The organism is Neisseria sicca, from assembly GCF_003044565.1.
Lineage (GTDB): Bacteria > Pseudomonadota > Gammaproteobacteria > Burkholderiales > Neisseriaceae > Neisseria > Neisseria sicca_A.
Genome location: NZ_POXG01000001.1, coordinates 595,632 through 619,066, shown reverse-complemented (window position 1 = coordinate 619,066; position 23,435 = coordinate 595,632). Strand labels below are relative to the sequence as shown.

Below are 23,435 nucleotides of genomic sequence, written 5' to 3'. Positions count from 1 at the left end.
AAACAAAAACGGCAGGAGAGATTGATGTCAAACATTAAAATCGTCGCACTGGTTACCGTCAAACCTGAATACACGGAAACGCTGAAACCCTTGTTCCAAAGCCTGGTCAAAGCCAGCCGCGCGGAAGAAGGCAACATCAGCTACGATTTGCATCAGGAAATCGGCAAACCCGAACGTTTCGTCTTCGTCGAAAACTGGAAATCCCAAGCAGCCATCGACGCGCACAACGCCAGCGAACATTTCCAAGGTTTCGTTAAAGCCATCGACGGCAAAACCGACGCGCTCGAAATCGTTTTGATGGAAGAACTCTCCGTTTAACCCTTTACCCTCAATCCAACCGTCCGGCATCCTCAACACAAAGCCGGAATCCATTTTACCCAAAGGAAATCAAATGCAAGTTTATTACGATAAAGACGCCGACCTGTCCCTGATTAAAGGTAAAACCGTCGCCATCATCGGCTACGGTTCGCAAGGCCACGCCCACGCTGCCAACCTGAAAGATTCGGGTGTGAAGGTAGTAGTCGGCCTGCGCCAAGGCGGTTCTTGGAAAAAAGCAGAAGCGGCCGGCTTCGAAGTATTGTCCGTAGCCGATGCCACCAAAAAAGCAGACGTAGTGATGATTCTGCTGCCCGACGAAAACCAGCCTGTTGTGTACAAAAACGAAATCGAGCCTAACCTGAAACAAGGCGCGGTACTCGCTTTCGCACACGGCTTCAACGTACACTACAACCAAATCGTACCGCGTGCCGACTTGGACGTGATTATGGTTGCTCCCAAAGGTCCCGGCCACACCGTACGCAGCGAATTCTTGAAAGGCGGCGGCGTACCTTCCCTGATCGCCGTTTACCAAGATAAAAGCGGTAAAGCCCGCGACATCGCCCTGTCTTACGCAGCAGCCAACGGCGGCACCAAAGGCGGCGTGATTGAAACCAACTTCCGCGAAGAAACCGAAACCGACCTCTTCGGCGAACAAGCCGTGTTGTGCGGCGGTGTGGTCGAACTGATCAAAACTGGCTTCGAAACCCTGACCGAAGCAGGCTACGCGCCCGAAATGGCCTACTTCGAATGCCTGCATGAAATGAAGCTCATCGTTGACCTGATTTACGAAGGCGGCATTGCCAACATGAACTACTCCATTTCCAACAACGCGGAGTACGGCGAATACGTTACCGGCGTGGAAGTCATCAATGACAAATCCCGCGAAGCCATGCGCAATGCCCTCAAACGCATCCAAACCGGCGAATACGCCAAAATGTTCATCCAAGAAGGCGCCGTCAACTATGCCAGCATGACCGCACGCCGCCGCCTGACTGCCGACCACCAAATCGAAAAAGTCGGCGCGCAACTGCGTTCCATGATGCCTTGGATTGCCAAAAACAAACTGGTTGACTTGGACAAAAACTAATTCAATTCAGCCATAAGAAAACCTGCCCGATGATTCGGGCAGGTTTTTTGTTACGTTGAGATTTTGAGAAATTAAAAATTCCGGTAGAGGAAAGGTCGTCTGAAATATAGTGGATTAAATTTAAATCAGGACAAGGCGATGAAGCTGCAGACAGTACAAATAGTACGGCAAGGCGAGGCAACGCCGTACTGGTTTAAATTTAATCCACTATACGAATTGAGAATTTCAGACGACCTTTGGCTTGAGTTGGAAGTTATAGTGGATTCAGTTCAAACCAGAACATAGCGACGAAGCTTTATCTGTGGTTTGTAGTGTTCTTTTTTATTAACGAATTTCAGGTCCGAAATCGGCTATGATAAATTCTTGGACAATCATGACCGTGCAGTTGTCTTTACGTTTTTTCATAAAAAGCAGTTTTGCCTTTGCCGGAGCGGGTAACGTAAGAATAGATATGTCTTTACCGTCTAAATGGCCGATAAAGCTGGGGCTGCCTGCGAACTCTTCATAGTTTGTAGGTGGTAACGGACAGCGATTATGGTGAAGTTCAAATTCAAGCTGCTTCATCTTGCCTTTTTCAGACGACCATTCAGCAAACGAAATACTGCGGATACCGTATTGTTGATGGGGTTGTTGGTTAACATGGTATGTGCTGTTGAACTGCTTGTCGTTTTTTATCGTATGGTTAGCAGTTCGATTGATTTCATGCGCCAACTCGGGGATGTCAATACTGCGACCGATTTTATCCAAGTCAATAAAACTGCCATCGCGGGCAGCTTCTACCAAAACCTTAGACAAAGATTTATCGTACATACGCATGGTTTCCATCGTATCAGCCTTGGCGATATTGACAGATGTAAGCAATGCGCAAAATATCAAAAAATGAGATTTCATTATAAATCCTTGTTATTAAATAGAGTTTAAGAATAAAACAAAATTGTCTGCATAAAAGATGGGATATTATAAGGTATACCAATAATTTATTGAAATTTCCCCAACATTATTTTTCTTATGGATGAAAAACTTTTTGATGAATTATTTTTAAGTGCTATATAAATTTCATCATCAATTTTGTTTTGTGTTAATACCATATCTTCAATATATGGAATAATTTGTTCACAGTTGATTGAGATTAGGTAGGCAGCTATCTCAATATAAATATATGATTCTACGCGAGAATGGTCTAATCTGTTCAATAGCAAAGTTTCAATCGATTTCGAGTGATAGCTTTTTTCTTTTAATGCATACACAACCCAAGAGATAACTTTGGGGTGTCTGCTATTTAAATTTTTTATTAGATATTCTTCAATATAATCCCTTTTGGAAAAAAATGCAGAGCTGAGCGCAGTAGCAATAACAATAGAATATCTATGTATTTGCCAAATTAATTTAATTTTTTCTTCTATTGCGCGGAATAATTCCTCTCCTAAATCATAATGGTGAAACAAATGCCCTAAAGAGGATATCGCTGAGGATTTTACGTTAATGCTTTTATCGTTGTTTATAAAATGAATTAAAAGAGATAAAACCTCTTTAAGTTCGGATTTATCAAGCTTATTCTGAATCTGACCGAGAATAAAAACAGCAATTTCCCTATGCCGGCTATACCGGCTTGTTAAGAGAACATTTTTAACGATGTCTTTAATTTCACGATACCGGAAAAATTGCAATCTTCTAGCTGCTTCGTATTGAATTTGAGTATTAGAATTCAGCAGAATATTGAGTAATTCAGCAACTGATAAATCCTTACATGCCAAATAAGCATCAAAACTCAGAGAATCGTTATTTTTCATATAGTTTGCCTTGTTTGTATCTAATGCAGGGGCTATCTTGAAAAATGTGATTTGATTTCATGAGTTTTAGCGTTTATGTGGACTTCAATAATTCCATGTCCACCTCTATGATGAGGATTTAATACTTGGGGAGAGTAGGTAAAAACATAATATTTGTTTTCTGTTTTATCAAGGTAAGTGCTGCATGATATATTGTAGTCGGAGATATTTAATCCTTTAGCCTCTATTTCTTTCATGGAGAGAAATAAAGGTTGGGAATATTCTTTTTCTATCGATAGTTTTTTACCCGAATATCTGTAAATTTCAAAAGAATCAGCCATGGTATTTTGCGGTATAAAGAATATAAAGAGTAAAGTAATCAGATATTTTTTAAGATTCATTTTTAGTATTAACTCGGTAGGATTTAAAATTGAAGGAACCAAGTTCCATGGTTTATAGCAAGCTGTTGGATCAGCAGATGTAGGTTGGGTTTGCCAACCCAACCTACGCTTGCTGAAAAGGCAGCCTGAAAATGGGTTTTTATCGTTTTCAGGCTACCTTGAACCGCGTGCGCAGCAAAGCTGTATGCCCTACGCCATACGGGCTACGCTTGCTACACGCACTACGTTATACGTGATCGGTTTGTTTTTCAGATTGTTTTGAAGTATGCATCACGCTTTGTTCTACATTGGCAGTTAGGGCTTGCTGTGGCTTTTTCTCCATTCGTTGTTGCTCTTCTGTGGAAGCGTATTGTCCTTCCGAGTTCTTATCTAATATATTTGATTTAAGTAAAATATTCATACTGTAAAAGAGAACCCAAAATTGAAAAATCCATAAAAAATTATTTTGTCCTTTGTAACAAATTTCATCAATACTAATAAGAAATATACTAATAAACGATGTGTAGATAGACTTGGATTGTAATGATTTAATTACCTCTTTCACTTCATTATTGAATGATTCGTTCTTTTTGTTTTTATTAAGGGAGATCCAACCAAACACTGATATGTATAAACACATACTAGTAAAAGTTTGTAATGTTCCTGTCGTTGTGGGCGAATTATAAAAAACCTCCCAAAATGATTTTGGAGAAGCAAAAGATTTTAAAAATAATGGAAAAATATAATAAATCACAGAGAAAAAAATAATTTGATAAATTGACGCATTATTCAATTCGTGTATTTTATACAGTCCATCACTTCTCTTCTTGCTTTCATCTAAATTTTGTAACAATAGATAACTAATAAAAAATAAAGAAATAATATGCAACCATTGTAACCAATATATGGAAGTACGATTCCATGGAAACAAAGGTTGCCAGAAAAAATAATTTATCGTTGAAATAGTTAGTACGGCTGATGGTATCAACATATATATACTTTGATTCTTTTGTAGATGCTTGTGCAATTTCTTTCCAATAACGTCCATAATTTTCTACTCCCAAGGTTAAAACGATAAAATTAAACATAGTTCAGCAAGCGTAGGTTGGGACGAGACCCAGCCTAGTGGAAAGTGGAATAATTGAAAATATTGGGTTTGCCCCCCAATCCACTCGCTAGGATATGCTGCTCATATTCTAAAATAAGCAATTTATATGCAAAAAATAAAGAAGAATGTTTTTTAGGATAATAATTTTGACAATTCGTATAACAAAAAGGCAGCCTGAAAATGGGAAAAACCTATTTCAGGCTGCATTCCCACCCAATTTCCCCAACACCGCCCTTACGGTTCTCACCCTTGCATCCACGTCTTCCATCACCGCATTCACGCGCAATTTGTCTGCCCCGGTCATGCGGTAGTTTTTATTAGACTGCATCAGCAAAATAATATCGGCAGGCTCGACGCTGGTGTGTTTGCCGAAAGTGAGCGTGAGCGTGTCGCTTGAAGCGTCGATGGCGGTGATGCCGAGGGCTTTGGCGGCTAGGCGCAGGTGGTGGCTTTCGATGAGGGTTTTGACAGGTTGTTCGGGCAGACCGAAGCGGTCGACGAGTTCTTCGTGTATGGCGTTGATTTGCTGTACGGTTTCGCAGACGGCGAGGCGTTTGTAGAGGACGAGCCGTTCGTGGATGTCGGGGCAGTAGCTTTCGGGCAGCAGGGCGGGGCTGTGCAGTTTGATTTCGGTGGTGATGCCCAGCGGTGCGTCGAGGTCGGGCTGGCGGCCTTTTTTGAGGTCGCGCACGGCTTGTTTGAGCATTTCGGTGTAGAGCGTGAAGCCGACCTGTATCATTTCGCCGGACTGCCCTTCGCCGAGGATTTCGCCTGCGCCGCGGATTTCCAAATCTTGCATGGCGAGGGTGAAGCCTGCGCCGAGTTCGTCCGCTGCAGCAATGGCGTCGAGGCGTTTTTCTGCGTCTTTGGTGATGTATTCGGGCGTGAGCAGGTAGGCGTAGGCTTGGTGGTGGCTGCGGCCGACGCGCCCGCGAAGCTGGTGCAGTTGCGCCAGCCCGAATTTGTCGGCGCGGTTGATGATGATGGTGTTGGCGTTGGGAATGTCGATGCCGGTTTCGATGATGGTGGAACAGAGCAACACGTTGAATCTTTGCTGCAAAAAGTCGCGCATCACTTGTTCCAACTCGCGCTCGCGCAGTTGTCCGTGCGCCACGCCGATGCGGGCTTCGGGCAGCAGGGTTTCCAGCCGCTCGCGCATATTCTCAATCGTATCCACTTCATTGTGCAGGAAAAAAACCTGCCCGCCGCGTTTGAGTTCGCGCAACACGGCTTCGCGCACGCTGCCTTCGCTGAAGGGTTTGACAAAGGTTTTGACGGCGAGGCGGCGGCTGGGCGCGGTGGTAATCAGCGAGAAGTCGCGCAGGCCTTCGAGCGCCATGCTGAGGGTGCGCGGAATCGGTGTGGCGGTCATGGTGAGGATATCGACATTGGCGCGCAGGCGTTTGAGCTGCTCTTTCTGGCGCACGCCGAAGCGGTGTTCTTCATCGATAATCACTAAGCCTAAGTTTTTGAATTTTATATCGTCCTGCACCAGTTTGTGCGTGCCGATAACAATATCGACCGTGCCGTCCGCCATGCCTTCCAGCGCGGCTTTGGTGGCTTTGCTGTTGTTGAAACGCGAAAGACTGGCGACTTTCACAGGGAAATCGGCAAAGCGGTCGGCGAAATTTTGCGCGTGCTGCTCGACCAGAAGCGTGGTTGGGGCGAGTACGGCGACCTGTTTGCCGCCCATCACCGCCACAAACGCGGCGCGCAGGGCGACTTCGGTTTTGCCGAAGCCGACATCGCCGCACACGAGGCGGTCCATCGGCTTCGCCTGCGTCAAATCTTTAATCACGGCGGCGATGGCGGCGGCCTGGTCTTCGGTTTCCTCGTAACCGAAGCCGTCGGCAAACGCCTGATAGTCCAACTCGTTGATTTCAAACTTGTGTCCCGATTGGGCGGCGCGTTGGGCGTAGAGATTGAGCAATTCGGCGGCGGTGTCGCGTGCTTTTTCGGCGGCTTTGCGTTTCGCCTTGTTCCACGAGCCGCTGCCGAGCTTGTGCAGGGCGACGTTTTCATGCGCCTGGCCGGAGTAGCGGCTGATTAAATGCAGTTGCGAAACAGGTACATAAAGCTGCGCTTCGCCCGCGTATTCGAGCAACATCATTTCGTTGGTTTCGCCGCCCAAATCCATCGTTACCAAGCCCATATAGCGCCCGATGCCGTGTTCTTCGTGTACGACGGGGTCGGCGATGTTGATTTCGGCAAGGTCGCGCAACAGGCCGTCTGAAACGGCGGCGTGTTTCTTGCGGCGGTTGTGGGCGCGCGAACGGGCGACGTATTGGTAGAGGTCGGATTCGGTGATGACGGCGATGGCGTTTACAGCCCGCTCCGTGGCGGATGGGGCGCAGTTGTGTACCCAGATACCCGTATGACCGACAAAATAAGTGTGATAATCCTCTACTTCAATGTTATAAACATAGTCGCAATATTCATGATCGCATTCACCATATTTCAACAAGGGAACTATCGCCTGTATATCAGGATGGTTATCAGTATTAGGATATTCACGTACCTCTTCAGTGGGCAGCAGGCAACCTGTCATTGCCGATGTTATACTGTTAAATTTAATACCTCCTACCTTTAAAATCAAAGGTTTGTTCCTACGAAAATCAACAATACCCATGGCATCGCTGGGATTGTAAACGCGTACAATTTGGCAATCTGGGTCAGGACAAATTGCTCCTAATAGTTTACTGCTGTCTTCAAATGTATTGACATACGCCACATCATTATCAAATGTCCGCAAGGAATGGCATTCCGTCCCCTCCAATCCCAGAGCCGGCGTCCAGCCCTCTGGCTCGCGAACCAGCGTTTCCACACCGTTTTCATCGATCTTGTGTTCAATCAGCCTGTCCGCCCAAAACGGATGCTCTTCGGTGCAGAACAAATAGCCCGTCCCGTGCCGCGTAATGAAGCTCTGATAAATAATCCGCTGTTTTTCTGCCGATTTGAAGGTGGAAAGCACGCGTTTGTAGGCGTTTTCGCCGTCGGGGTTGTTCTCATTGCGCGACAAGACCATATCGCCGACTTTGATTTGGTCGATGGGGGCAAGGCCTTTGTCGGTATGCACCAGTGTGCCCGCCACAAAGCAGGCATGGCTGCTGGGAAGGCATTCCGCTGCATCAAGCGGCAGTTGAAAACCGTGTGTCAATGACGTTACTGTGATGCACAGCGGTGCATCGTCATTCAAAAACGCCTGCCAGTCGGACACAGGTTTGGCCTTCAAACCGTTTTGCTGCAAGAAGCCGAGCATGGTTTCTCGCCGTCCCAAACTTTCGGCGCACAGCAAAATCCGTCCGTCAAAGGTCGTCTGAAAATCCTTCAATGCCTGCAAAGGCTCGTCGGATTGGCGGTTGACGGCAAGGTCGGGCAGGGTGTGTTCTTTGCCGGAAACATCGGGCAGCACTTGTCCGTAGTTTTTCAGACGGCCTGCGAACACATCGGCAGAGAGATACAAATGCTGTGGAAGCAAAGGCGGATAAGTTTCATCGCCCTGCGCCATGGCGTAACGCGATTTGATGTCGCTCCAAAAGCGGTTTGCCTCGGCGTGAACATCGCCCAAAGAGACAAACAGCGCATCTTCGCCGATATAGTCAAACAACGTTTCCAGCTCGTTTTCAAAAAACAGCGGCAGGTAGTATTCCACGCCCGCGCCGAAATGGCCGTTGCTGACGGCTTTGTACACGGCGGCATCGTTCGGATTGCCATCGACTTCCTCGCGGAAGCGGCTGCGGAAGATTTTTTGCGCCTCGCTGTCGGTGGGGAACTCGTGTGCCGGCAGCAGGCGGATTTCGAAAACGGGGGAAATGGTGCGTTGCGTTTCGGTATCGAAGGTTTTGATGCTGTCGATTTCATCGTCGAACAAATCGATGCGGTACGGCATTTCGCTGCCCATCGGGAATAAATCGACAATCCCGCCGCGCACGGCAAATTCGCCCGCCGCCACAACATGGGAAACATGGTTGTAACCCGCATCCACCAAATCGGTTTTCAGACGGCCTATATCCAAAGTCTGCCCCGTTTTCAGCCAAAACGTGCGCCCCGCCAGAAACGGCACGGGCGGTAGCTTCTGCATCGCCGTGGCAACCGGCACAAACAACACGTCCGCCGCGCCGCTCTTAATCTGCCACAACGCCGACAGCCGCTCCGACACCAAGTCCTGATGCGGCGAAAAACGCTCGTAAGGCAGCGTTTCCCAGTCCGGCAGGAACACCGCCGTATCGTGCGGACGGAAAAACCGCCATGCCGTCTGAAGGCGCAACGCCTGTTCCGCATCTTGGGTCAGCACGACTTTGAGCCGCTTATGCGGCAGATAACGCGCCAAAGCCAGCGGCAGCGAGCCTTGCGAAAGATTGAGCCAACGGGATTTTTCACGGGGTTTGGGGATAGGGTAGGTCATGGCGTAGGGACAATGGATTGCGGCAGCCGGAAAATTTTTCGGGCTGCCTAGATGGGTTGTAAAAGCGGAATTTTAGCAGATTAAAAGCGGGTGTAAGGAGCGGGATGGTTTGGGTGGTTTTCAGACGACCTTTTTATAGTTGATTAACTTTAAACCAGTACGGCGTTGCCTCGCCTTGCCGTCCTATCTGTACTGTCTGCGGCTTCGTCGCCTTGTCCTGATTTAAATTTAATCCACTATATGTCAAAGGGTCGTCTGAAAATGTTTGTCTGGTAAAACGGACATTGCAGGGAGATGCCGCGATTTGAAATGGATAGACTGGATATTACGGTTTGTCCGGATAAGCCAATAACGGGCTGAAATCCGCTTTCCAAATATCCAGTTCATACAATTGACCGTCGCTGTAAGAATATAGGGTTGCCAAAACCGGAACACCGCCTTTGTCGTGAAACAGATGTTCGGCGATCGGAATAATTTTTAGCGGGCGCGTTTCGTTTGTATCGCTGGAAAATAGAAAACTGCCCATTGCGCCGTCGTCGAGCGTGGTGACGCTGTTGGAAAAACGGGTTTCCAATCCAGTATATCGAGGTTTTTTGTGGGACAGAAGAAGATTCAGCAAATCGTTTTCGTCGGCTGTCAGCGGGCGTGTGTTCAATGGTTCAACTCCATGTGTCTGCCGAAGAAGGGCTGGTTTGTCGGGATGTTTTCAGACGACCTTTGGCGGCAGAAGACCATTCTAGCGGATACAAGCGGCTAACGACAGCGACTGCTTTTTCAGACGACCTACGGGTGTTTGTGATAAGGTATAAAACGTTCCCATTTGGGGAATGAGGTCGTCTGAAATGGAGGGGAAGGGTGTGTTGCAACACAAAGTGTAGGCAACAGGCATTTCAGATTTGCGTTATACTTTTCCCCGTCTGTGTACTTTACTTATGAGAAAGGCAGCAAAATTATGATTTTAGAATTCATTAAAAAACTGTTTGGCGCTACCGGCGGCGCATCGTCTTCGCCCAAACGCGGCGGCTGGAACGAGGAAGAGGGCGTGTATTACGCCAAAGGCAGCTACGATAACGCAGTAGAGTACAACAATGAGCTGATGTGTATTGCCAATTTTATGACTTACCACATGGAAGACATGAACAAGGCAATGGACAGACGCGATTACGCCCAAGCGGAAAAAGTCCGCGTGCAGTGGATAGCAGCGATTCCCAATTACATCGCGCAAGCCGATAAATTGGGCGCATACAAAGGCGATGCATCCCTGTTGAATGATTTGAAACGCCATCTGCGTATGTATATCAACTTGATGGAAGACGGTTATGTTAAGTTGATTCAAATCCGTGCTTCCGGTAAACACGGGACTGAGGAAGATGAAGAGCAATTAGACGAGAACAACGAGAAAATCTTGGACAGTATCGACAAGTTCAATGAAGTGAGCGATGAGTTTTTGGAAAAATTCGAAGACGAATAAACAGTGTAGGCGAATTTTGTAAAACGCCATCTTTAAAATCAAAAATCCTCTAAATTTTTTCGACAGAATTTAGAGGATTTTTTTATCAGCCGTTTTCTATAAAAACATATAGAGAACCGCTTATTGTCAAAAAAGGTCGTCTGAAAACCAGTCCGGCGGGTTTACCGAAAGTTTTCAGACGACCTCGTTCAAACAGCTACGCCCGCGAGTTTGCCGATAAAGCCGGTCACTGCCAATGCCGCCACGCCCCACAGGCACACGCGTAAGACGGCGGGGACGACGGGTGCGCCGCCGAGTTTGGCGGAGGTGTAACCTAGCGCGGCGAGTCCGCACAAAGTGGTTACCGCCAGCGTAGGGATAAGGGCGGTGGAGGTGGTCAGCGCGACCAGCAGCGGCAGTATGGCGCCGGCGCAGAACGAACCGGCGGAGGCAAGCGCGGCCTGCATGGGCTTGGCAGCGGAAGTTTCGGTGATGCCGATTTCGTCGAGGGCATGGGCGGAGAGCGCGTCGTGTTCCATCAATGCCTGTGCAACTTCGGCGGCAAGCGCGTCGGACAAACCGCGGCGGCGGTAGATTTCGGTCAGTTCCTCCAGCTCGGCATCGGGATTGGCTTCCAATTCGTAGCGTTCTTTGTGCAAATCGGCTTTTTCCGTGTCCGACTGGCTGGATACGGAAACGTATTCCCCCGCCGCCATCGAGACCGCGCCGCCGATTAGGGCGGAAACGCCTGTCAGCAGCAGGGTTTGAAAATCGGGTGCGGCGGCTGCGACACCCGTCAGCAGCGAGGCGGTGGAAATCAGTCCGTCGTTCGCGCCCAATACGCTCGCGCGCAGCCAGTTGTTGCGGTTGCTGAAATGGCGTTCGCTGTGTTGTGAATACATGGCAGTGTTCCGGTAGTGTTTTGCGTTATGGTAGCACCGTATCGGTTTATCGGGGGCGGCGCAAATGGGTAGTTTTCAGGCTGAAATTCCGTTCATACCTGATAACAATTGTCGCTTATGCGGGTTTGTGGTATAAATCGAAATTCTAGAAATTTAGCTCTAAACTCTAATAACTGCCGATTAACCGAGAATCATGATGACACACACCGAATCAAGCGCGCAGCCGTCAACTATGGACACGGCTGCTTTTTTAAAGCACATCGAATCCGCATTCCGCCGTATTTTTTCAGACGACCTCAACCTCATGCAATACCTGCCCGAAGACAAATGGCTTGCCTTGAAGCAGGCGGGTTTGCTGTTGCCCTTCCTCGACAAAAAACACGGCGGCCGCAAGGGCAGCCAGTTTGAAATCCAAGAAGTCCTGCGGATTGCGGGGCATTACGGCGTACCCGTTACCCTGCGTACCGGCATCGAAGGCGCGCTGGTGTTGCAGCCTTTGCAAGAATTCGGCGATGAAGCGCAAATCGCGCAAGGCTTGGACATGATTTTTAAAGGCGAGGGCGGCGGTTTGGGCATTACCGAACCCGAAACCTCCGGCGCGGCGATTGCCCGCGAAATGCAGTCCTACTACGAATATATCGACGATCAAACCATTTACGTCAACGCCGCGAAATACTGGCAGGGCAACTCTCAAAGCGACTTCCTCCTCGTTGCCGCCAAAGAACGTAAAAACGGCAAACTCTCCAAAGTCATCAACCTGCTGCTCGTTCCCAAACAATACATCCGCTACGAAGCCCTCACATCCGAAGGCTTGCGCGCCGTCCGTTATGCCGTCAACCGCATTGACGCCGAAATGCCCGCCGCCGCCGTCATGAAACTCTCTCAGAGCGACGCTGCCGGTTTGCGCGCGTTCCAAAACATCTTTATCCGCAGCCGCCTGCAACTGATCGGCATGACGCACGGCATCATGGAATACATCCTTGAAAACTTGAACCAATACGTCCGCAACGACATCAAATTCGTCGATTACGAACGCCGCGAAATCCAACGCCGCCATCAGGTTTCCGAGATTCTTTACCGCTACGTCTGCCATTACGTTTCGCCCGTTGCCCCCGTCGCCCATCAATTGATGGAGGCAAACATCATCAAAACCCTCGCCACGGAATACACATACGCCGCCGCGCAAATGTTGCAAAAACTCTTGGGCGCGAAGGGTTTTGAACGCGGACACACCGCCAGCAATATCGCTATCGACATCCGTCCCTTCACGATTTTTGAAGGTCCGAACGATATGCTTTATGCCGAAATTTACGACCAGTTCGTCCGCGCCACCGCCGAAGAAAAAGAAGCGGGCATTAAGTTGGACAAAAACCAAACCCTGCTCGCCCGCCTGCAAACCGATGCCCGCTTTGCCGCCGTTGCCCGCGACTACACTTTGCCCGAAGACATCCGCAGCTTCCTGCAGGAACACACTCTGACCGACGCCTGCGCCCTGCAAAAAGTCTTCATCGGCAAAATCATCGCCCGACTCTTCGTCTTCGTACAGGCGGAACACGAAGATACGGCAGCCTTCCTGCTGAACGACATCCGCAAAGATATATTGGATTGCCGATATTGCGGTTGATGGTTTAAATCAGAAAGGTCGTCTGAAATCGGTTTTCAGACGACCTTTCATCGATTTTCATATTTTTAATTCAAAAGCAGCTTCGTCGTGAAAAGTATATGAACCGACCATCTGGTTGACGTCCATTGACTTTCAGACGACCTCCGAGCCCATGACCCTCTCCAAACTTCCTCTTTGGCAGACTCCCGAACAAGTCTGCGACATTTTACTTGCGCTGCCGGAGAAACAGCGCAACCGTGCCTTGTACGAACTCGTTTCCCTTTTTGATCATGAAAACCCACAAGGTCAGACGGAAGCAGAAAGTCAGCTCGCTACCTTGCGCCTGCTGTGGCATGACCCGCGTTTTCAAAGTTTGGAAAACATCAAACATTGGCTGCGTGATGTACTTGCTTTGGGCGAGGTAAACGGTTCATGGCTTGCGTTGCAAGGCGAAATCGAAACGCTGATGGAAACGCTCCATCCTGAAACCTGCCGCACTTACGGCGAATACGGCGGTATGTTCAAAAGTGCGCAAACGCTCGAACCTTTTGTTGCCCGAATGCTTGAGCGAGATACCGAAGCCTCGCGCAGCATGGCTTGGGACTGTCTGTATTGGAATAAAGAACTCTGCCGTTTACGCCCTGAATGGGATGAATGGTTGAAAGAGGAAAACCGAAGCCTGCATGATAAATACGGCGAAAACAAATAGCTGTCGCAGTTGATCTATTTTGATTAGCGGGCTTTCTGATTGCAAAACAAATCTGACCGCTCCCTATTTTGAAACCCAATGAGATAAATATATAGGAATGATGAGATAAATGGGAAGAAGTGGGATGATGGGGGATTAGGCGGGATGGAAAAAGTGAAAAAGAGTTGCAAATAGTGAAACAAAAAACGGACGGTTTTTTCTCGTCCGTTTTTTGTTGTCAGAGTCCTTTTTTGAGGGCGGCGATGGCGATGTCTAGGATTCGGCGTTCGGCGTCTGGTTGGGGTTGGTTGTTGCCGTTGATGGGGAGATAGGGGCGCGCGGGGAGGTTGGTTTTGTGGCCGCGGCCTGCTTGACCGCCGAGGTGGTGGATGGCGGCGTATTTTTTGTTGCTGCCGATGCGGGCATAGTTGCTGCCGACCTGTGTGGTCAGGCTGGCGGCAAGTTGCCCGCTTTTTTGCAGGGTCTTGCCTCCCTCGTCTGCGGCGCGCCGGCTTTGTTTCCATCTCTGTCCGCCCCAACCTTCGGATTCGAAGTTTTCTTCGGTCATGGACAGCAGCTCGGTGGCGATGCCCCGCATCATGGTGCGGGTGTCAGTGGCGTTTTTGAGCAGTGTACTTAAACCGTGGTCGAGCCTCTCTGCATCTAATTTAATCTCAAGCATGGTCAGCCCCTCAGTAATTCGCGCACCCATGCCAATGATTCGGGGGTTAGGGCGTTTTTGAATTTTCGGTTACCCATCATGGTCTTGATGGCGATACGGGCGATGTCCGGATGGGTTGCCTGTGCTTTGTCTATGGAGATTTGCGCCATGCGGGACAGCATGGATTTACCTTGGTTGGCATTGAAGCCTGCGTTTGGGGCGATAAATTTGTTGTTGATGCGGATGCCGGTTCGTTGTGCGTAACGCTCCTCGCCGGTATAGGGATTTGAACCTATATCGACGGTAATGGTTTCGAGCGTCGGGCGGGGTTGGACGCGTCCCTCACCCGCACTGCGCGAGAGGGGTTTGACGCGGCACCGACAGCGGAAATCAAGTGGCGGATATAAGGTATCCCAAACAGGGTCGTCGGCAGCATAGACACGGTTGTGCATCATACGGTGAGTATCGCGGGTGCGGCTGTCGTTGATGGCGACGTACTGCCAATAAGGGTGTGTGTCAATGGAGTCCATCATTTCGGCGTAGCGACCTGCCATGTAGGCTGACTGCATATTGGTCAGATAGATGGTTTTCAGGCGGTGGGGGCTGCCGAGCTGTACGCTTTGGGTTTCGCCTTCGGGATTTTTAATTTCCTGCCTGCCCCACCAGCCTTTGCGTTGTAAGACGGGGGCGAGTTCGCGGCTGAACTCTTCCAGCGTACGACCTTGTTCGGCGGCATCGACAACGGCGGAATAGATGTCGGAGAGCACATCCATTTTGGCGGTTTTGGCCACCGTAAAGGCAGTGGCGTGCGCGTCGTCCAACATATCCTGCCAGTCCCAAGATACGACAATGCCTTTTTGCTTGAGATAGGCGACGGCGGCTTCCGGCTTCATGCCGAAGACGGCTTTAATATCTTCGGAGTTCACGATTTAATCTCCCGCGCTACTTCAACTTTTCCAACCAATTCTGAAAGAAAAATCAGGCGTGCCAACTCGTTTTGCAAGGCGGTATCGTCCATATTCGGATAGGCGGCGGACAGACGGTCGAGCAGGTTTTCGGCGGTTTCTCCACGACTTAATTCGGCCACTAGGACGGCAGTCAGCCATTCGCCTTGTTTATTCAGAATGTCTGTATCGGGGGCGAGTCCGTCGATGACCGAACCTGCATCCGTCAAATCGAACTCCGCAAAATCAGCAGCTCTACCCTCTTGGGTTGGTTGGACTGCGTCCGCCAAGTCGCCGTCCTCAAGGCCGTATGTGCGCTGCCAGTATTGGTTGGTGAACTTGGCACCGGCATCCACCATCATCTTATCTCTTTCGGCCCGTTCTTTTGTGCCGCTCTCCTCGTTTTCAAACAGCACGAATTTCGGCTCAGATACTTCCCCGAAATTAATCTCCACCACCCACTTTATCAACTGATTTAATGCCGCCTCAACAATACGGGTATCGCCGTCACGGATGTCGTCCGTTACCTCCAAACCAGCGGTCGCGCTGGCGTGGGTACTGTCTTTTTCGGTAGTTTGGTCTTGTCCGAGCAGAGCAATGCTGATTTCGGAGCGGCAATAACGTATGAGCTTGTCGTAGGCATCAATAGATGATGCCTTGCCGCTTGCCTCGTGGATTTCGACGCTGGAATCATTGGGAATGGTGCCGACGCTGTTGCCGATTAGAGCTTCGAGCGCGTCTAGCAATTTGTCGGTATCCTGCGGGGTATTGGAACGCGGCTCTTTACCAATCAGCCAAGGCGCACCGTACTTTTCGGTGAATTGCATCCAGAATTTAAGGCCGCCGCGTTTGAAGGTGACCAGCCAAAAAACCAAGCCCAAATCGCCCAAACCGTAGGGGTTGAGATAATCTGCCTCGTGTGTTGGGCAAAGAAACTTATAAGGCGGCGGAACGGTATCGGTCAGCCCGTTTTGGATGTAACGCAACTCGCCGTCGTCGTTGAAGGCGAACCACTCTTGCGGCTTGGCGATGATTTTGTCAGGCAGCCATGCAGAATCGGTACGCCAAATCAGCTCGATGGGTTGATAGCCGTAAAAAACGGCGTTTAAAACGTCTTTAATCAGGCGGTAAACATCGGTTTCAGCCAGCCAGCTATCAATAAAATCCCGGACATTTTTAGGCGTATCGTCGCCCTCAAGTCGCCATTCGAGGCGGGCGACGGCGGCTTTTCGGCGGCGTACCAACGAGCCGACCAAGGGGTCGCGCATCAGCTCGCGGTAAACGGAGATTTGCCTGCCCATTTTGCGCAAAACGGGGTCGGGATTAGGCAGCCAGCCGTCAAAACCGCTGAAAAACGGGCGGGAAACGGCGAGATGGGCAGATAAATCCTGCGGCTTGAAGGTCATGATGCCTTGACTGGTTTTGAGTTTGAGGTGGGGTTTGGGCATGATATGTACTCTTTAAATACCTTAATAACCTTTGGTTAATGCGCTTTTTCGGCGGATTCGGCGGCTGGCTACGCGTATCGGGCCGGTATTCAGCTCGCGGCTGGCGTAATGGGCAAGGACAAAGGCAATCGCCGCGTCTCCGTGGCGTTTTTTGCCGTCTTGACCTTTGGTGCGTACATCGGGGATGCGCGGCACGCCTCTGACCAGCTCGAAGGCGCGCAGGTCGGTCAGGATGTCTTCGTCTTTGGGGATTGCGTCCAACGTGCCGTCTTCGAGTGCGGCTTTGAACGGAGCTGTATGGGTGCGGTACCAGTTTTCCGAGAGCATGACCGACTCGCATACCTCCGCGCCAAATTCGTCGCGCATGGCTTCGGCGATTGATTGACCGTTGCCGCGCGCGTCCAATGCCGCTCCGCGCAGATTGGGTAAGCCGTGCAACAGGTGTTTCATGATTTGCTCTTGTTGGGCAAACGGCATATTGCCCAACTCCAACACGAACGGCGACTTAAGGCTTAAATTAGTCTGCTGCAACAAAGGGACGATGACGGTACGGTCTCCGCTGCGGGCAAAGTCTTCGCCGACAAAGCTGGTGCGGGTTTTATCCAAACCATCGAGCAGCGGTTGCAGGGTGTCGGCTATCCAGTCCGCCACTTCGGCAGCGCGGCTCGGCTCGGGCAAGAGGCCGAACTCATCGCTTTGGTCGTATCTGATAACCGGCGTATAAGGACTCATACGGCTCTCAATCAAGGCTCGGTTGAGCCATTTGCCGCCGCCGTTTTTAGGGATGCAGTCCAACTCTTCGCTGGCATCTTCACCGTAGAAATCGCGGATTTCCTTGCACCACGCGGCTTCGCCGTCTGCCGTCCACTCTTTGCCCAAGCGCAGGCAAATGCGGCGGTAGAGGCCGTCTGAAACGGCCTCGTCGAAAGTAATGCGGTGGATGGAGTACGGCTTTTTGCCCGCACGAATGTCGGTAATCAGCTCGTTGAACGGATTGTCCACCCCGTCATGCGTAGAGATGATATGCACCTGGCCGCCCCACATCAGCAATGCCATTGCCGCTTTGAGCAGCTCGCCGAGCTGCTCGTGGAACGCCGCCTCGTCGATGATGACGCGCCCCTGCTTACCGCGAAGGTTTGAGGGGCGACTGGATAAGGCAGTAACGCGCCAGCCGGACGCGAAACGGATGACGAAGGCGAGGACGGATTTTTTGTCGTCCCCCTCGACGAACACCTCCTCGGTCTCTTCGATTTCTCCGCCGCCAAACCGTAGAATTTCGCCCAGTTGGCACAATCACGGATAAACTCCAAAGCCATGTCTTTGTTGTAGCCTATGTACCATGCGTCCATGCCGCCCGATGAGGCGGCAAGTAAGGCGGTATCGGCAGCCTCGCCCCAGCTCAGACCGATGCGTCGGGATTTTTCGCAGAGTTTGACGGGAGAGTTATCGGCGCACCAACGCTGCTGGTAAGGCAGCAATGCCGATGGCGTTCGGTCTTCGGTTTTGGTCGTCATGATGCGATACCTAAAATCTGTTTGCGGATGGCTTCGGCAGCCGCGTCGGACAGCCCGCCTTTTTTTGCCTGCTTGGCCACGTTTTCGGCGGCGGCTTCGACTTTGGCTTTAACTTTTGCCTGATATTCCTTCAGGCGCGTACCGGCGGTAATCAGCCCGCTGATTTTGCGCGCGCCCTCGCTCATAATACCGAAGCGGTCAAGCGCGTTTAACTCGTCTTCGGGCATCTCACCAATCTGCACCAATGCCTCAAACAACTCTGTCTGCAACATCGCCATCAAGGCTTCGGAGCGGGTATCCCCCTCGTCTGCCGCACCTTCGGCAATCAGGCGTGCCGCTTCGGTGCTGTTTTTGATGGCGGCAAACCGACGCTGTACTTTTTGGCCGTACCGATGGGCGGCGGAGCGGCTGATTTCGTATCCCTGTTGCTGCAACCATTCGGATAATGCCTGATAGTCGGCGAAGCCGTTTTCGACGAGTTTCCGTTCGAACTCGTGGCGTACAGCTTCGGGGAGTTGGTCGATGACGCTGCGTTTTGCCATATCAGCTCCACACTTTTTCGGGGCGGGCGATACCGGCGCGGCACTCGACTGTGTATTCGGCAATATCGACACCCAAACTGGTCAGGTCGGCAAACCACAAGCCGTGCGGTGCTTTATTCAGCTCGACCATTTTGCGGTCGGCAAGGTAGTCGAGCTGCTGGCGCAGTTCGGTGGCGGTGGTCTGCGGGTAAATCGCGTTCATGATGTCCAGCAGAAAGGCCTCGCTGGTGGTATGAGGGCGGGCTTTATTAAGGGTGTTGATGATGTTCCAACGCATCCCCTCGCGGCGTTGTTTGGCAATCAATTCTTGGCTAATCATTTCTTTACGCTTTCCATTTTGTATATTTCGGTGAGTTTTTCGGCGACGTTGTCGAGCTTGGCTTCGAGGACGACCTGATTGCGGATGTAGTCTTCCCGCAAAACATAGGTCAGGGGCAGTCCGGCGTTGAATTCCGCCAGTTTGTTTTCCATGATTTCGACTTTGCCTTGCAGGCGCTCTTGCTGTTTTTGGCGTTCGTCCTGCTGCTCGCGGAATTGCGCCAGCAGCATTTTGCCGAAGGTAAAACAGATGCCGAGGAAGGAGAGAAGAAATCCGACCAACTGCCAAAATTCGATGTGTATAAAGGTTTTTTCCATTTTTAAGGCCATCCGTGTTCGAAATATTCTTGGCAAACGATGCAGCGGGTGCAGCCTTTGACTGCTTTTCGCCTTGCGTCCGGTATCGGGCTGCCGCAATCTTCGCAATGGCTCAGGCTGTCGGCACGTTCCGGTGTGTTTTGATGTTTCGCCAGGGACTCTTCCAAAAATATGGCTTCACGCTCTGATGCGCGGTCGGCAAAATCAGTCATTTTTCAGACGGCCTTTCGTGTACCAGTCCTGCCACCCGGAGACTTGGACTTCCAATTTTTGGCAGTATTCGCCGTAACGTACGGCATGGTTTAAGAGTTGTTCGGGTGAGCCGCCGGTCGGACGCTCAGGGCGTTCGTATTTGACCAGCAGCCCGGTAGATACAGGCGGCAAATCCACTGTCGGTACGGTTTTAATCGGGGTATCCGAAGGCACGGTTGTATAGGTGCAGGCTGTTAGAGCCGATACCGTTAAAACCATTGCCGTCTTTTTTAATCGCGTCATGCGTTTGCTCCTGTAAAGTGTTTTTATTTTTATCCAGTTCGCTCAGGGCGGATGCCAGCTCGATGCTTTGATGCTGCGCGAAGTCATGCCAACGCTTCGTTTCCGCCTGCGCTTTTTTAAGCTCGTCGGCGTATTGTTTGGCTGCCGCCATTGATGAGTTTTGGTAGGCGGTAATCAGGGCGGTTTGCTTGGCATCGGCTTTGTCGGCGGCATAGTGATAACCGCTTAGCCAGATGCCCAAAACAATCAATGCACGCCATGCCAATGCCGATTTGTTTTTGTACAAAAAATCAATCATTGCCGCTCCATTCTTCCGGATTCTCGGATTTTTTGATTTCCGCCAACTGCGGTACGGTGGCAATGCCGCGTTTGATTAAGGCGTAGCCGCCGACCATTGCTCCGTATGCCCACCAAAGCCATTCGGGGGCATCGGGCGAGAGCGAGAATTTATAGGTCATCGCTGCGGCGGCAACGTTTGCCCATAATTTGGTATGGCTGATTTTTCCGGTTGCGGGATTGGAGACTAAACCGCCCAGCCATCGGAAAAAGCCGGTCATTTTTGACGGTTTTTCTTCGCGGCGCGTTTCGCTGCCGCTACCCCGCTTGGACGGTGAGGCATCGTCCGACATCCCTGAGAAGGTATAGCTGAACGAATGCCCAGATCGACGCTGAAACTGGGAGACATCACGGCGGCCATTAGGGCGAGTAAAGACTTTTTTGACATGATTGCTCCTTTTTTAATCAATGTTGTCCGCTGATGCGTGGATCAGGTTTTGCGCGACGCGGCGGACCCAACCTTTACCGAAAGACGTGAACGTACCGAGCTTGGTATAAAAGACCAGACGCTCGGCGTTGAACCGCAATAAAAGGTCGTTTTCGGGGAGGGAATTGATGGCTTTGAGACTGATTTCGCCGATGATGCCGTCGTCCGGCACGCCTGCGGCGCGTTGGAGCATACGGGCGGCATTGCCGTAACCGTGGTTGACGCAGGCATCAAAAAATTGGAAAGCGACCGCTTCGGGCATTTGGTCTGCGTGGTAACGCTCCCAAAACGCCTTTTGATAAATGCCGATAGCCTGTTCGCGGGTCATGGCGCGCATGGAACCGTTAAAGCCGTTTGCCATTGCGGTACGCTTGGTGATGCCCCAGTTGGTTTCACCGCCGGGGTCTTTGGGATGGTTGATGTAACCACCCTCGTGGGAGAGGACGCGCTCAATGAATTGGTTGAATTTGGTGGACATGGAAAAATCCCTGTATTGAGGTTGAAATCAATACAGGGATTTTAGGAAAGGTCGTCTGAATGGGCTTTTAAGCGGGGTTAAAACCCGTTGAAGGCTAAGGTTTAATACACAGCTCGATTTCGGGATTGCATTTATCGCTTTTCATATATGCTTCATTTGAATCGTCCATTGCCTCAATCTGCATAGGCATATCCGATTTTGCGAACATAGAAACACTTTTCTGCTTACGATTGACCGTAATGAAATAATCCACTCCATTTTGATTATAAGTGGCTTGCATTTTTTTGACGGCAGTCTGAATGGCATCCATAAATGCCAAACGGTCTATCTCATAATCCAACGCAATAGCTGTGTAATACATACTCACTAAGCAATTGTTGATTCTTTGAGTTTTCGCCAATGTATTACAGTTTATCCGGACGTTCTCAAAAATATCTCCTTCCTTGACCAGTTTTGCAGACAACGTAATGCCATTACCAAGGTCTTTTGTTTGACGTGTCTTGCCCGCAACAATTGATATTCTTGGGAACAAATCCATCATTCCATTGTTCAATTCATTGAACCGTTCCGAAAATGTTTCAGGATGAGGACCAATCATCCCTCCTGTTTTCATCACTCCTCCTGCATTAACCAAATGTGCAGCAGCCAATAAGAAAATTCCAAGATATATTTTTGTTTCCATTCTATTTCTTTCAGAAATCATCTTTTCTTTTTCGGGCAATTCTTGCCGCTTCCGCCCGGGTTGCAGTCGCAAGCCCGTCCGTCGCCGTCCCTGTCCAAACTCTTCCAGCCGCTCAATCCTGATTTTTTGCGGGCTTCATAAAATTTCTGCGCTGCCTGCTGCGTCGGAAAGTCTTTGCAGCTTTTCGCCAAGGCGGGGGCGGATGCGGAAAACATCATAACAGACACCAGCAATGTCAAATAACCCTTTTTCATTTTGTCTCCTTAATACAGGTCTTTGGATACCTGAACCACCTGCCCGATGACCTGTATGTCGGGGTGGTCTGCCAGCATCAGCGGCATGGGCGGATAGGTCGTGTTGTCGGAAATCAAGAGCAGGCTGCCGTCGATTTGGCGTTGGACACGCTTTACCCATAACACGTCGCCGCTGCGGATAACGTAAATCTGGCCGTCGCGCGGATTGGTTTTGGAGGTATCAACCAGCAGCGTGTCTTTGCTGCTGATGGTCGGCTCCATGCTGTCTCCTTTGGCTGTAACGATGTTGAGGTCTTGCTCATGCAGGCCGCGTTGGAGCAGCCAGTCTCGCCGGAACGCCAAATGATTGGCGGGGTCTGTTACGCCGTAGGCGGTCGTGCCGTTGCCCGCGGAGACCTCGACATCGAACATGGGGATATAGGCGTAGTCGTCTGACAATGCCGTCAAACTAGAAATATTCCTTTTACTGTTCTTTTTTCCAGAAATCAGCCAGTTTGCATCAACATCAAATTTGCTCAATATTTTTTCCACCATATCAAATGGTGGACGCTGCTTTCCGCTTAAAACATCATTTACCCTGGATACTTTTTCATCTATCAAATCGGCAAATTCAGCGATAGTCAGCTCTTCTTTTGCAAGAAGTTCACGAATATTTCCAGTAAAAATCAAACTCATAGAATTAATCCTTAAAAATAAACTAGAAATAATCTTGCTAGCTAGAAATATTCCTATTATACTTGCATCAAGTTTGATACAAGATTGTTTAAATCTTTAAACAATCATGATTCTAGCACGAGAACGAAATAGGAGATATTCCGTGAAAGCAGAAAAAATAAAAGCAGGTTTCCGAGAGCGCGGTGAAACGATGAAGGATTGGTGCATGGCGCGTGGTTATGACCCGACGTATGTGTCCCGCATTCTGAACGGAACCGTCAAGGCAAATCGGGGGAAGGCGCATCAAATCGCGCTGGAACTCGGGCTTAAGTCCAAACAAGACGCAGCGTAGGAGTCGATATGGCAGAAAGTAAAAGGGTACAACGGCTATTGAGGGTCTTTATCGCGCTTGACGAGCATCCGATTATCGGTCTGAGCAATAAGGATTTATCGGTCGGACTGGGGCTGACGCCATCGCAAGTCAGCAGGGATATTGATGATTTGGTTGCCTCGGGATTGGTCATCAAGCTTGAAAACGGCAACTACGCCTACGGCATCAAAACCCTGCAAATTGCAGAGCGATTTAGAAAACAGCAAGAGCGGTTAAATGCGCGCTTGCAAGAATTGGAAAACCGAATTTACTAAATGCGACGA

General features: G+C 50.0%; 29 protein-coding genes and 2 pseudogenes. 7 read left to right on the top strand and 24 right to left on the bottom strand.

Features of this window, described 5'->3' with window-relative positions; translation table 11 throughout:
- Positions 1 to 24 precede the first annotated feature (24 nt).
- Both DBZ16_RS03380 and ilvC read left to right on the top strand, forming a co-directional pair.
- On the top strand, positions 25 to 318 hold the full coding sequence (locus DBZ16_RS03380; RefSeq protein WP_003674893.1) for a putative quinol monooxygenase: 294 nt from the start codon (positions 25 to 27) through the stop codon (positions 316 to 318).
- Positions 319 to 391: 73 nt separating this feature from the next.
- The gene (gene ilvC / locus DBZ16_RS03375; RefSeq protein WP_107812911.1) at positions 392 to 1,405 is read left to right on the top strand and encodes a ketol-acid reductoisomerase; all 1,014 of its coding nucleotides are present in this window, start codon (positions 392 to 394) and stop codon (positions 1,403 to 1,405) included.
- 324 nt (positions 1,406 to 1,729) lie between these two features.
- Here the strand turns inward: ilvC and DBZ16_RS03370 are convergent, their stop codons facing one another.
- From DBZ16_RS03370 to DBZ16_RS14745, 8 genes and pseudogenes are all read right to left on the bottom strand, one after another.
- Complete coding sequence (locus DBZ16_RS03370) at positions 1,730 to 2,296, bottom strand: hypothetical protein (RefSeq protein ID WP_107812910.1); 567 nt, start codon at positions 2,294 to 2,296, stop codon at positions 1,730 to 1,732.
- Positions 2,297 to 2,382: 86 nt separating this feature from the next.
- The gene (locus DBZ16_RS03365; protein ID WP_107812909.1) at positions 2,383 to 3,195 is read right to left on the bottom strand and encodes a hypothetical protein; all 813 of its coding nucleotides are present in this window, start codon (positions 3,193 to 3,195) and stop codon (positions 2,383 to 2,385) included.
- Positions 3,196 to 3,227: 32 nt separating this feature from the next.
- Positions 3,228 to 3,677, bottom strand: a complete 450-nt coding sequence (locus tag DBZ16_RS03360; RefSeq protein WP_240600205.1) for a hypothetical protein — start codon at positions 3,675 to 3,677, stop codon at positions 3,228 to 3,230.
- 124 nt (positions 3,678 to 3,801) lie between these two features.
- Positions 3,802 to 4,545: a hypothetical protein gene (locus DBZ16_RS14755; protein ID WP_159070294.1), complete on the bottom strand. Its 744-nt coding sequence runs from the start codon at positions 4,543 to 4,545 to the stop codon at positions 3,802 to 3,804.
- Positions 4,546 to 4,858: 313 nt separating this feature from the next.
- Positions 4,859 to 7,099, bottom strand: a pseudogene (gene mfd, locus DBZ16_RS16610) (transcription-repair coupling factor); the annotation flags it as partial.
- Between the two features lie 699 nt (positions 7,100 to 7,798).
- Positions 7,799 to 9,067: pseudogene (locus tag DBZ16_RS16600) on the bottom strand (transcription-repair coupling factor); the annotation flags it as partial.
- 325 nt (positions 9,068 to 9,392) lie between these two features.
- Positions 9,393 to 9,722, bottom strand: a complete 330-nt coding sequence (locus tag DBZ16_RS03345) for a DUF6984 family protein (protein WP_240600202.1) — start codon at positions 9,720 to 9,722, stop codon at positions 9,393 to 9,395.
- A gap of 81 nt (positions 9,723 to 9,803) precedes the next feature.
- On the bottom strand, positions 9,804 to 9,956 hold the full coding sequence (locus tag DBZ16_RS14745) for a hypothetical protein (protein WP_159070292.1): 153 nt from the start codon (positions 9,954 to 9,956) through the stop codon (positions 9,804 to 9,806).
- A gap of 63 nt (positions 9,957 to 10,019) precedes the next feature.
- Between DBZ16_RS14745 and DBZ16_RS03340 the strand changes: the two genes are divergently transcribed.
- Positions 10,020 to 10,538 (top strand): LIC11966 family surface protein, encoded by a 519-nt coding sequence (locus DBZ16_RS03340; protein WP_107812906.1) that lies wholly within the window; start codon positions 10,020 to 10,022, stop codon positions 10,536 to 10,538.
- Between the two features lie 188 nt (positions 10,539 to 10,726).
- Here the strand turns inward: DBZ16_RS03340 and DBZ16_RS03335 are convergent, their stop codons facing one another.
- Positions 10,727 to 11,419, bottom strand: coding sequence for a VIT1/CCC1 transporter family protein (locus DBZ16_RS03335; RefSeq protein ID WP_107812905.1), 693 nt, complete (start codon positions 11,417 to 11,419; stop codon positions 10,727 to 10,729).
- 196 nt (positions 11,420 to 11,615) lie between these two features.
- On the opposite strand from DBZ16_RS03335, the gene DBZ16_RS03330 reads away from it, so the two are divergent.
- Positions 11,616 to 13,043 carry an acyl-CoA dehydrogenase family protein gene (locus DBZ16_RS03330; RefSeq protein WP_107813104.1) on the top strand — a complete coding sequence of 476 codons (1,428 nt, stop codon included), beginning with the start codon at positions 11,616 to 11,618 and terminating at the stop codon, positions 13,041 to 13,043.
- Between the two features lie 151 nt (positions 13,044 to 13,194).
- On the top strand, positions 13,195 to 13,731 hold the full coding sequence (locus DBZ16_RS03325) for a hypothetical protein (RefSeq protein ID WP_107812904.1): 537 nt from the start codon (positions 13,195 to 13,197) through the stop codon (positions 13,729 to 13,731).
- A 217-nt stretch (positions 13,732 to 13,948) separates the two neighbouring features.
- Here DBZ16_RS03325 and DBZ16_RS03320 read toward each other — a convergent pair whose 3' ends face one another.
- From DBZ16_RS03320 to DBZ16_RS03250, 15 genes are all read right to left on the bottom strand, one after another.
- Positions 13,949 to 14,392 carry a phage virion morphogenesis protein gene (locus DBZ16_RS03320; RefSeq protein WP_070870279.1) on the bottom strand — a complete coding sequence of 148 codons (444 nt, stop codon included), beginning with the start codon at positions 14,390 to 14,392 and terminating at the stop codon, positions 13,949 to 13,951.
- Between the two features lie 2 nt (positions 14,393 to 14,394).
- Positions 14,395 to 15,297, bottom strand: a complete 903-nt coding sequence (locus DBZ16_RS03315; RefSeq protein ID WP_107812903.1) for a phage minor head protein — start codon at positions 15,295 to 15,297, stop codon at positions 14,395 to 14,397.
- On the bottom strand, positions 15,294 to 16,763 hold the full coding sequence (locus tag DBZ16_RS03310; protein WP_107812902.1) for a DUF935 domain-containing protein: 1,470 nt from the start codon (positions 16,761 to 16,763) through the stop codon (positions 15,294 to 15,296). Before DBZ16_RS03310 ends, DBZ16_RS03315 begins: the two co-directional genes overlap by 4 nt.
- A 21-nt stretch (positions 16,764 to 16,784) precedes the next feature.
- Positions 16,785 to 18,056: a terminase large subunit domain-containing protein gene (locus tag DBZ16_RS03305; RefSeq protein WP_240600195.1), complete on the bottom strand. Its 1,272-nt coding sequence runs from the start codon at positions 18,054 to 18,056 to the stop codon at positions 16,785 to 16,787.
- A 217-nt stretch (positions 18,057 to 18,273) separates the two neighbouring features.
- Complete coding sequence (locus DBZ16_RS03300; protein ID WP_009426265.1) at positions 18,274 to 18,819, bottom strand: DUF3486 family protein; 546 nt, start codon at positions 18,817 to 18,819, stop codon at positions 18,274 to 18,276.
- A 1-nt stretch (position 18,820) separates the two neighbouring features.
- The gene (locus DBZ16_RS03295) at positions 18,821 to 19,138 is read right to left on the bottom strand and encodes a hypothetical protein (RefSeq protein ID WP_070870275.1); all 318 of its coding nucleotides are present in this window, start codon (positions 19,136 to 19,138) and stop codon (positions 18,821 to 18,823) included.
- Positions 19,135 to 19,455 carry a hypothetical protein gene (locus DBZ16_RS03290; protein ID WP_013448349.1) on the bottom strand — a complete coding sequence of 107 codons (321 nt, stop codon included), beginning with the start codon at positions 19,453 to 19,455 and terminating at the stop codon, positions 19,135 to 19,137. Before DBZ16_RS03290 ends, DBZ16_RS03295 begins: the two co-directional genes overlap by 4 nt.
- 2 nt (positions 19,456 to 19,457) lie before the next feature.
- Positions 19,458 to 19,667 carry a TraR/DksA family transcriptional regulator gene (locus tag DBZ16_RS03285; protein WP_070870274.1) on the bottom strand — a complete coding sequence of 70 codons (210 nt, stop codon included), beginning with the start codon at positions 19,665 to 19,667 and terminating at the stop codon, positions 19,458 to 19,460.
- Entirely contained in the window at positions 19,660 to 19,881 is a 222-nt protein-coding gene (locus tag DBZ16_RS03280) for a hypothetical protein (protein ID WP_009426269.1), read from the bottom strand. The genes DBZ16_RS03285 and DBZ16_RS03280 overlap by 8 nt, the downstream gene beginning before the upstream one ends.
- Positions 19,859 to 20,248: a hypothetical protein gene (locus DBZ16_RS03275; RefSeq protein ID WP_070870273.1), complete on the bottom strand. Its 390-nt coding sequence runs from the start codon at positions 20,246 to 20,248 to the stop codon at positions 19,859 to 19,861. Before DBZ16_RS03275 ends, DBZ16_RS03280 begins: the two co-directional genes overlap by 23 nt.
- Positions 20,241 to 20,579: a hypothetical protein gene (locus tag DBZ16_RS03270; protein ID WP_070870272.1), complete on the bottom strand. Its 339-nt coding sequence runs from the start codon at positions 20,577 to 20,579 to the stop codon at positions 20,241 to 20,243. Before DBZ16_RS03270 ends, DBZ16_RS03275 begins: the two co-directional genes overlap by 8 nt.
- Positions 20,580 to 20,687: 108 nt before the next feature.
- Positions 20,688 to 21,191, bottom strand: a complete 504-nt coding sequence (locus tag DBZ16_RS03265) for a glycoside hydrolase family 108 protein (protein ID WP_107812901.1) — start codon at positions 21,189 to 21,191, stop codon at positions 20,688 to 20,690.
- Positions 21,192 to 21,285: 94 nt separating this feature from the next.
- Complete coding sequence (locus DBZ16_RS03260; RefSeq protein ID WP_240600192.1) at positions 21,286 to 21,912, bottom strand: hypothetical protein; 627 nt, start codon at positions 21,910 to 21,912, stop codon at positions 21,286 to 21,288.
- Entirely contained in the window at positions 21,891 to 22,127 is a 237-nt protein-coding gene (locus DBZ16_RS03255; protein WP_240600189.1) for an excalibur calcium-binding domain-containing protein, read from the bottom strand. The genes DBZ16_RS03260 and DBZ16_RS03255 overlap by 22 nt, the downstream gene beginning before the upstream one ends.
- 9 nt (positions 22,128 to 22,136) lie before the next feature.
- Positions 22,137 to 22,802 (bottom strand): LexA family transcriptional regulator, encoded by a 666-nt coding sequence (locus DBZ16_RS03250; RefSeq protein ID WP_039405155.1) that lies wholly within the window; start codon positions 22,800 to 22,802, stop codon positions 22,137 to 22,139.
- 142 nt (positions 22,803 to 22,944) lie between these two features.
- Between DBZ16_RS03250 and DBZ16_RS03245 the strand changes: the two genes are divergently transcribed.
- Both DBZ16_RS03245 and DBZ16_RS03240 read left to right on the top strand, forming a co-directional pair.
- Positions 22,945 to 23,133, top strand: coding sequence for a DNA-binding protein (locus DBZ16_RS03245; protein ID WP_009426278.1), 189 nt, complete (start codon positions 22,945 to 22,947; stop codon positions 23,131 to 23,133).
- A gap of 8 nt (positions 23,134 to 23,141) precedes the next feature.
- Complete coding sequence (locus DBZ16_RS03240; RefSeq protein ID WP_013448358.1) at positions 23,142 to 23,426, top strand: hypothetical protein; 285 nt, start codon at positions 23,142 to 23,144, stop codon at positions 23,424 to 23,426.
- Positions 23,427 to 23,435: the final 9 nt, after the last annotated feature.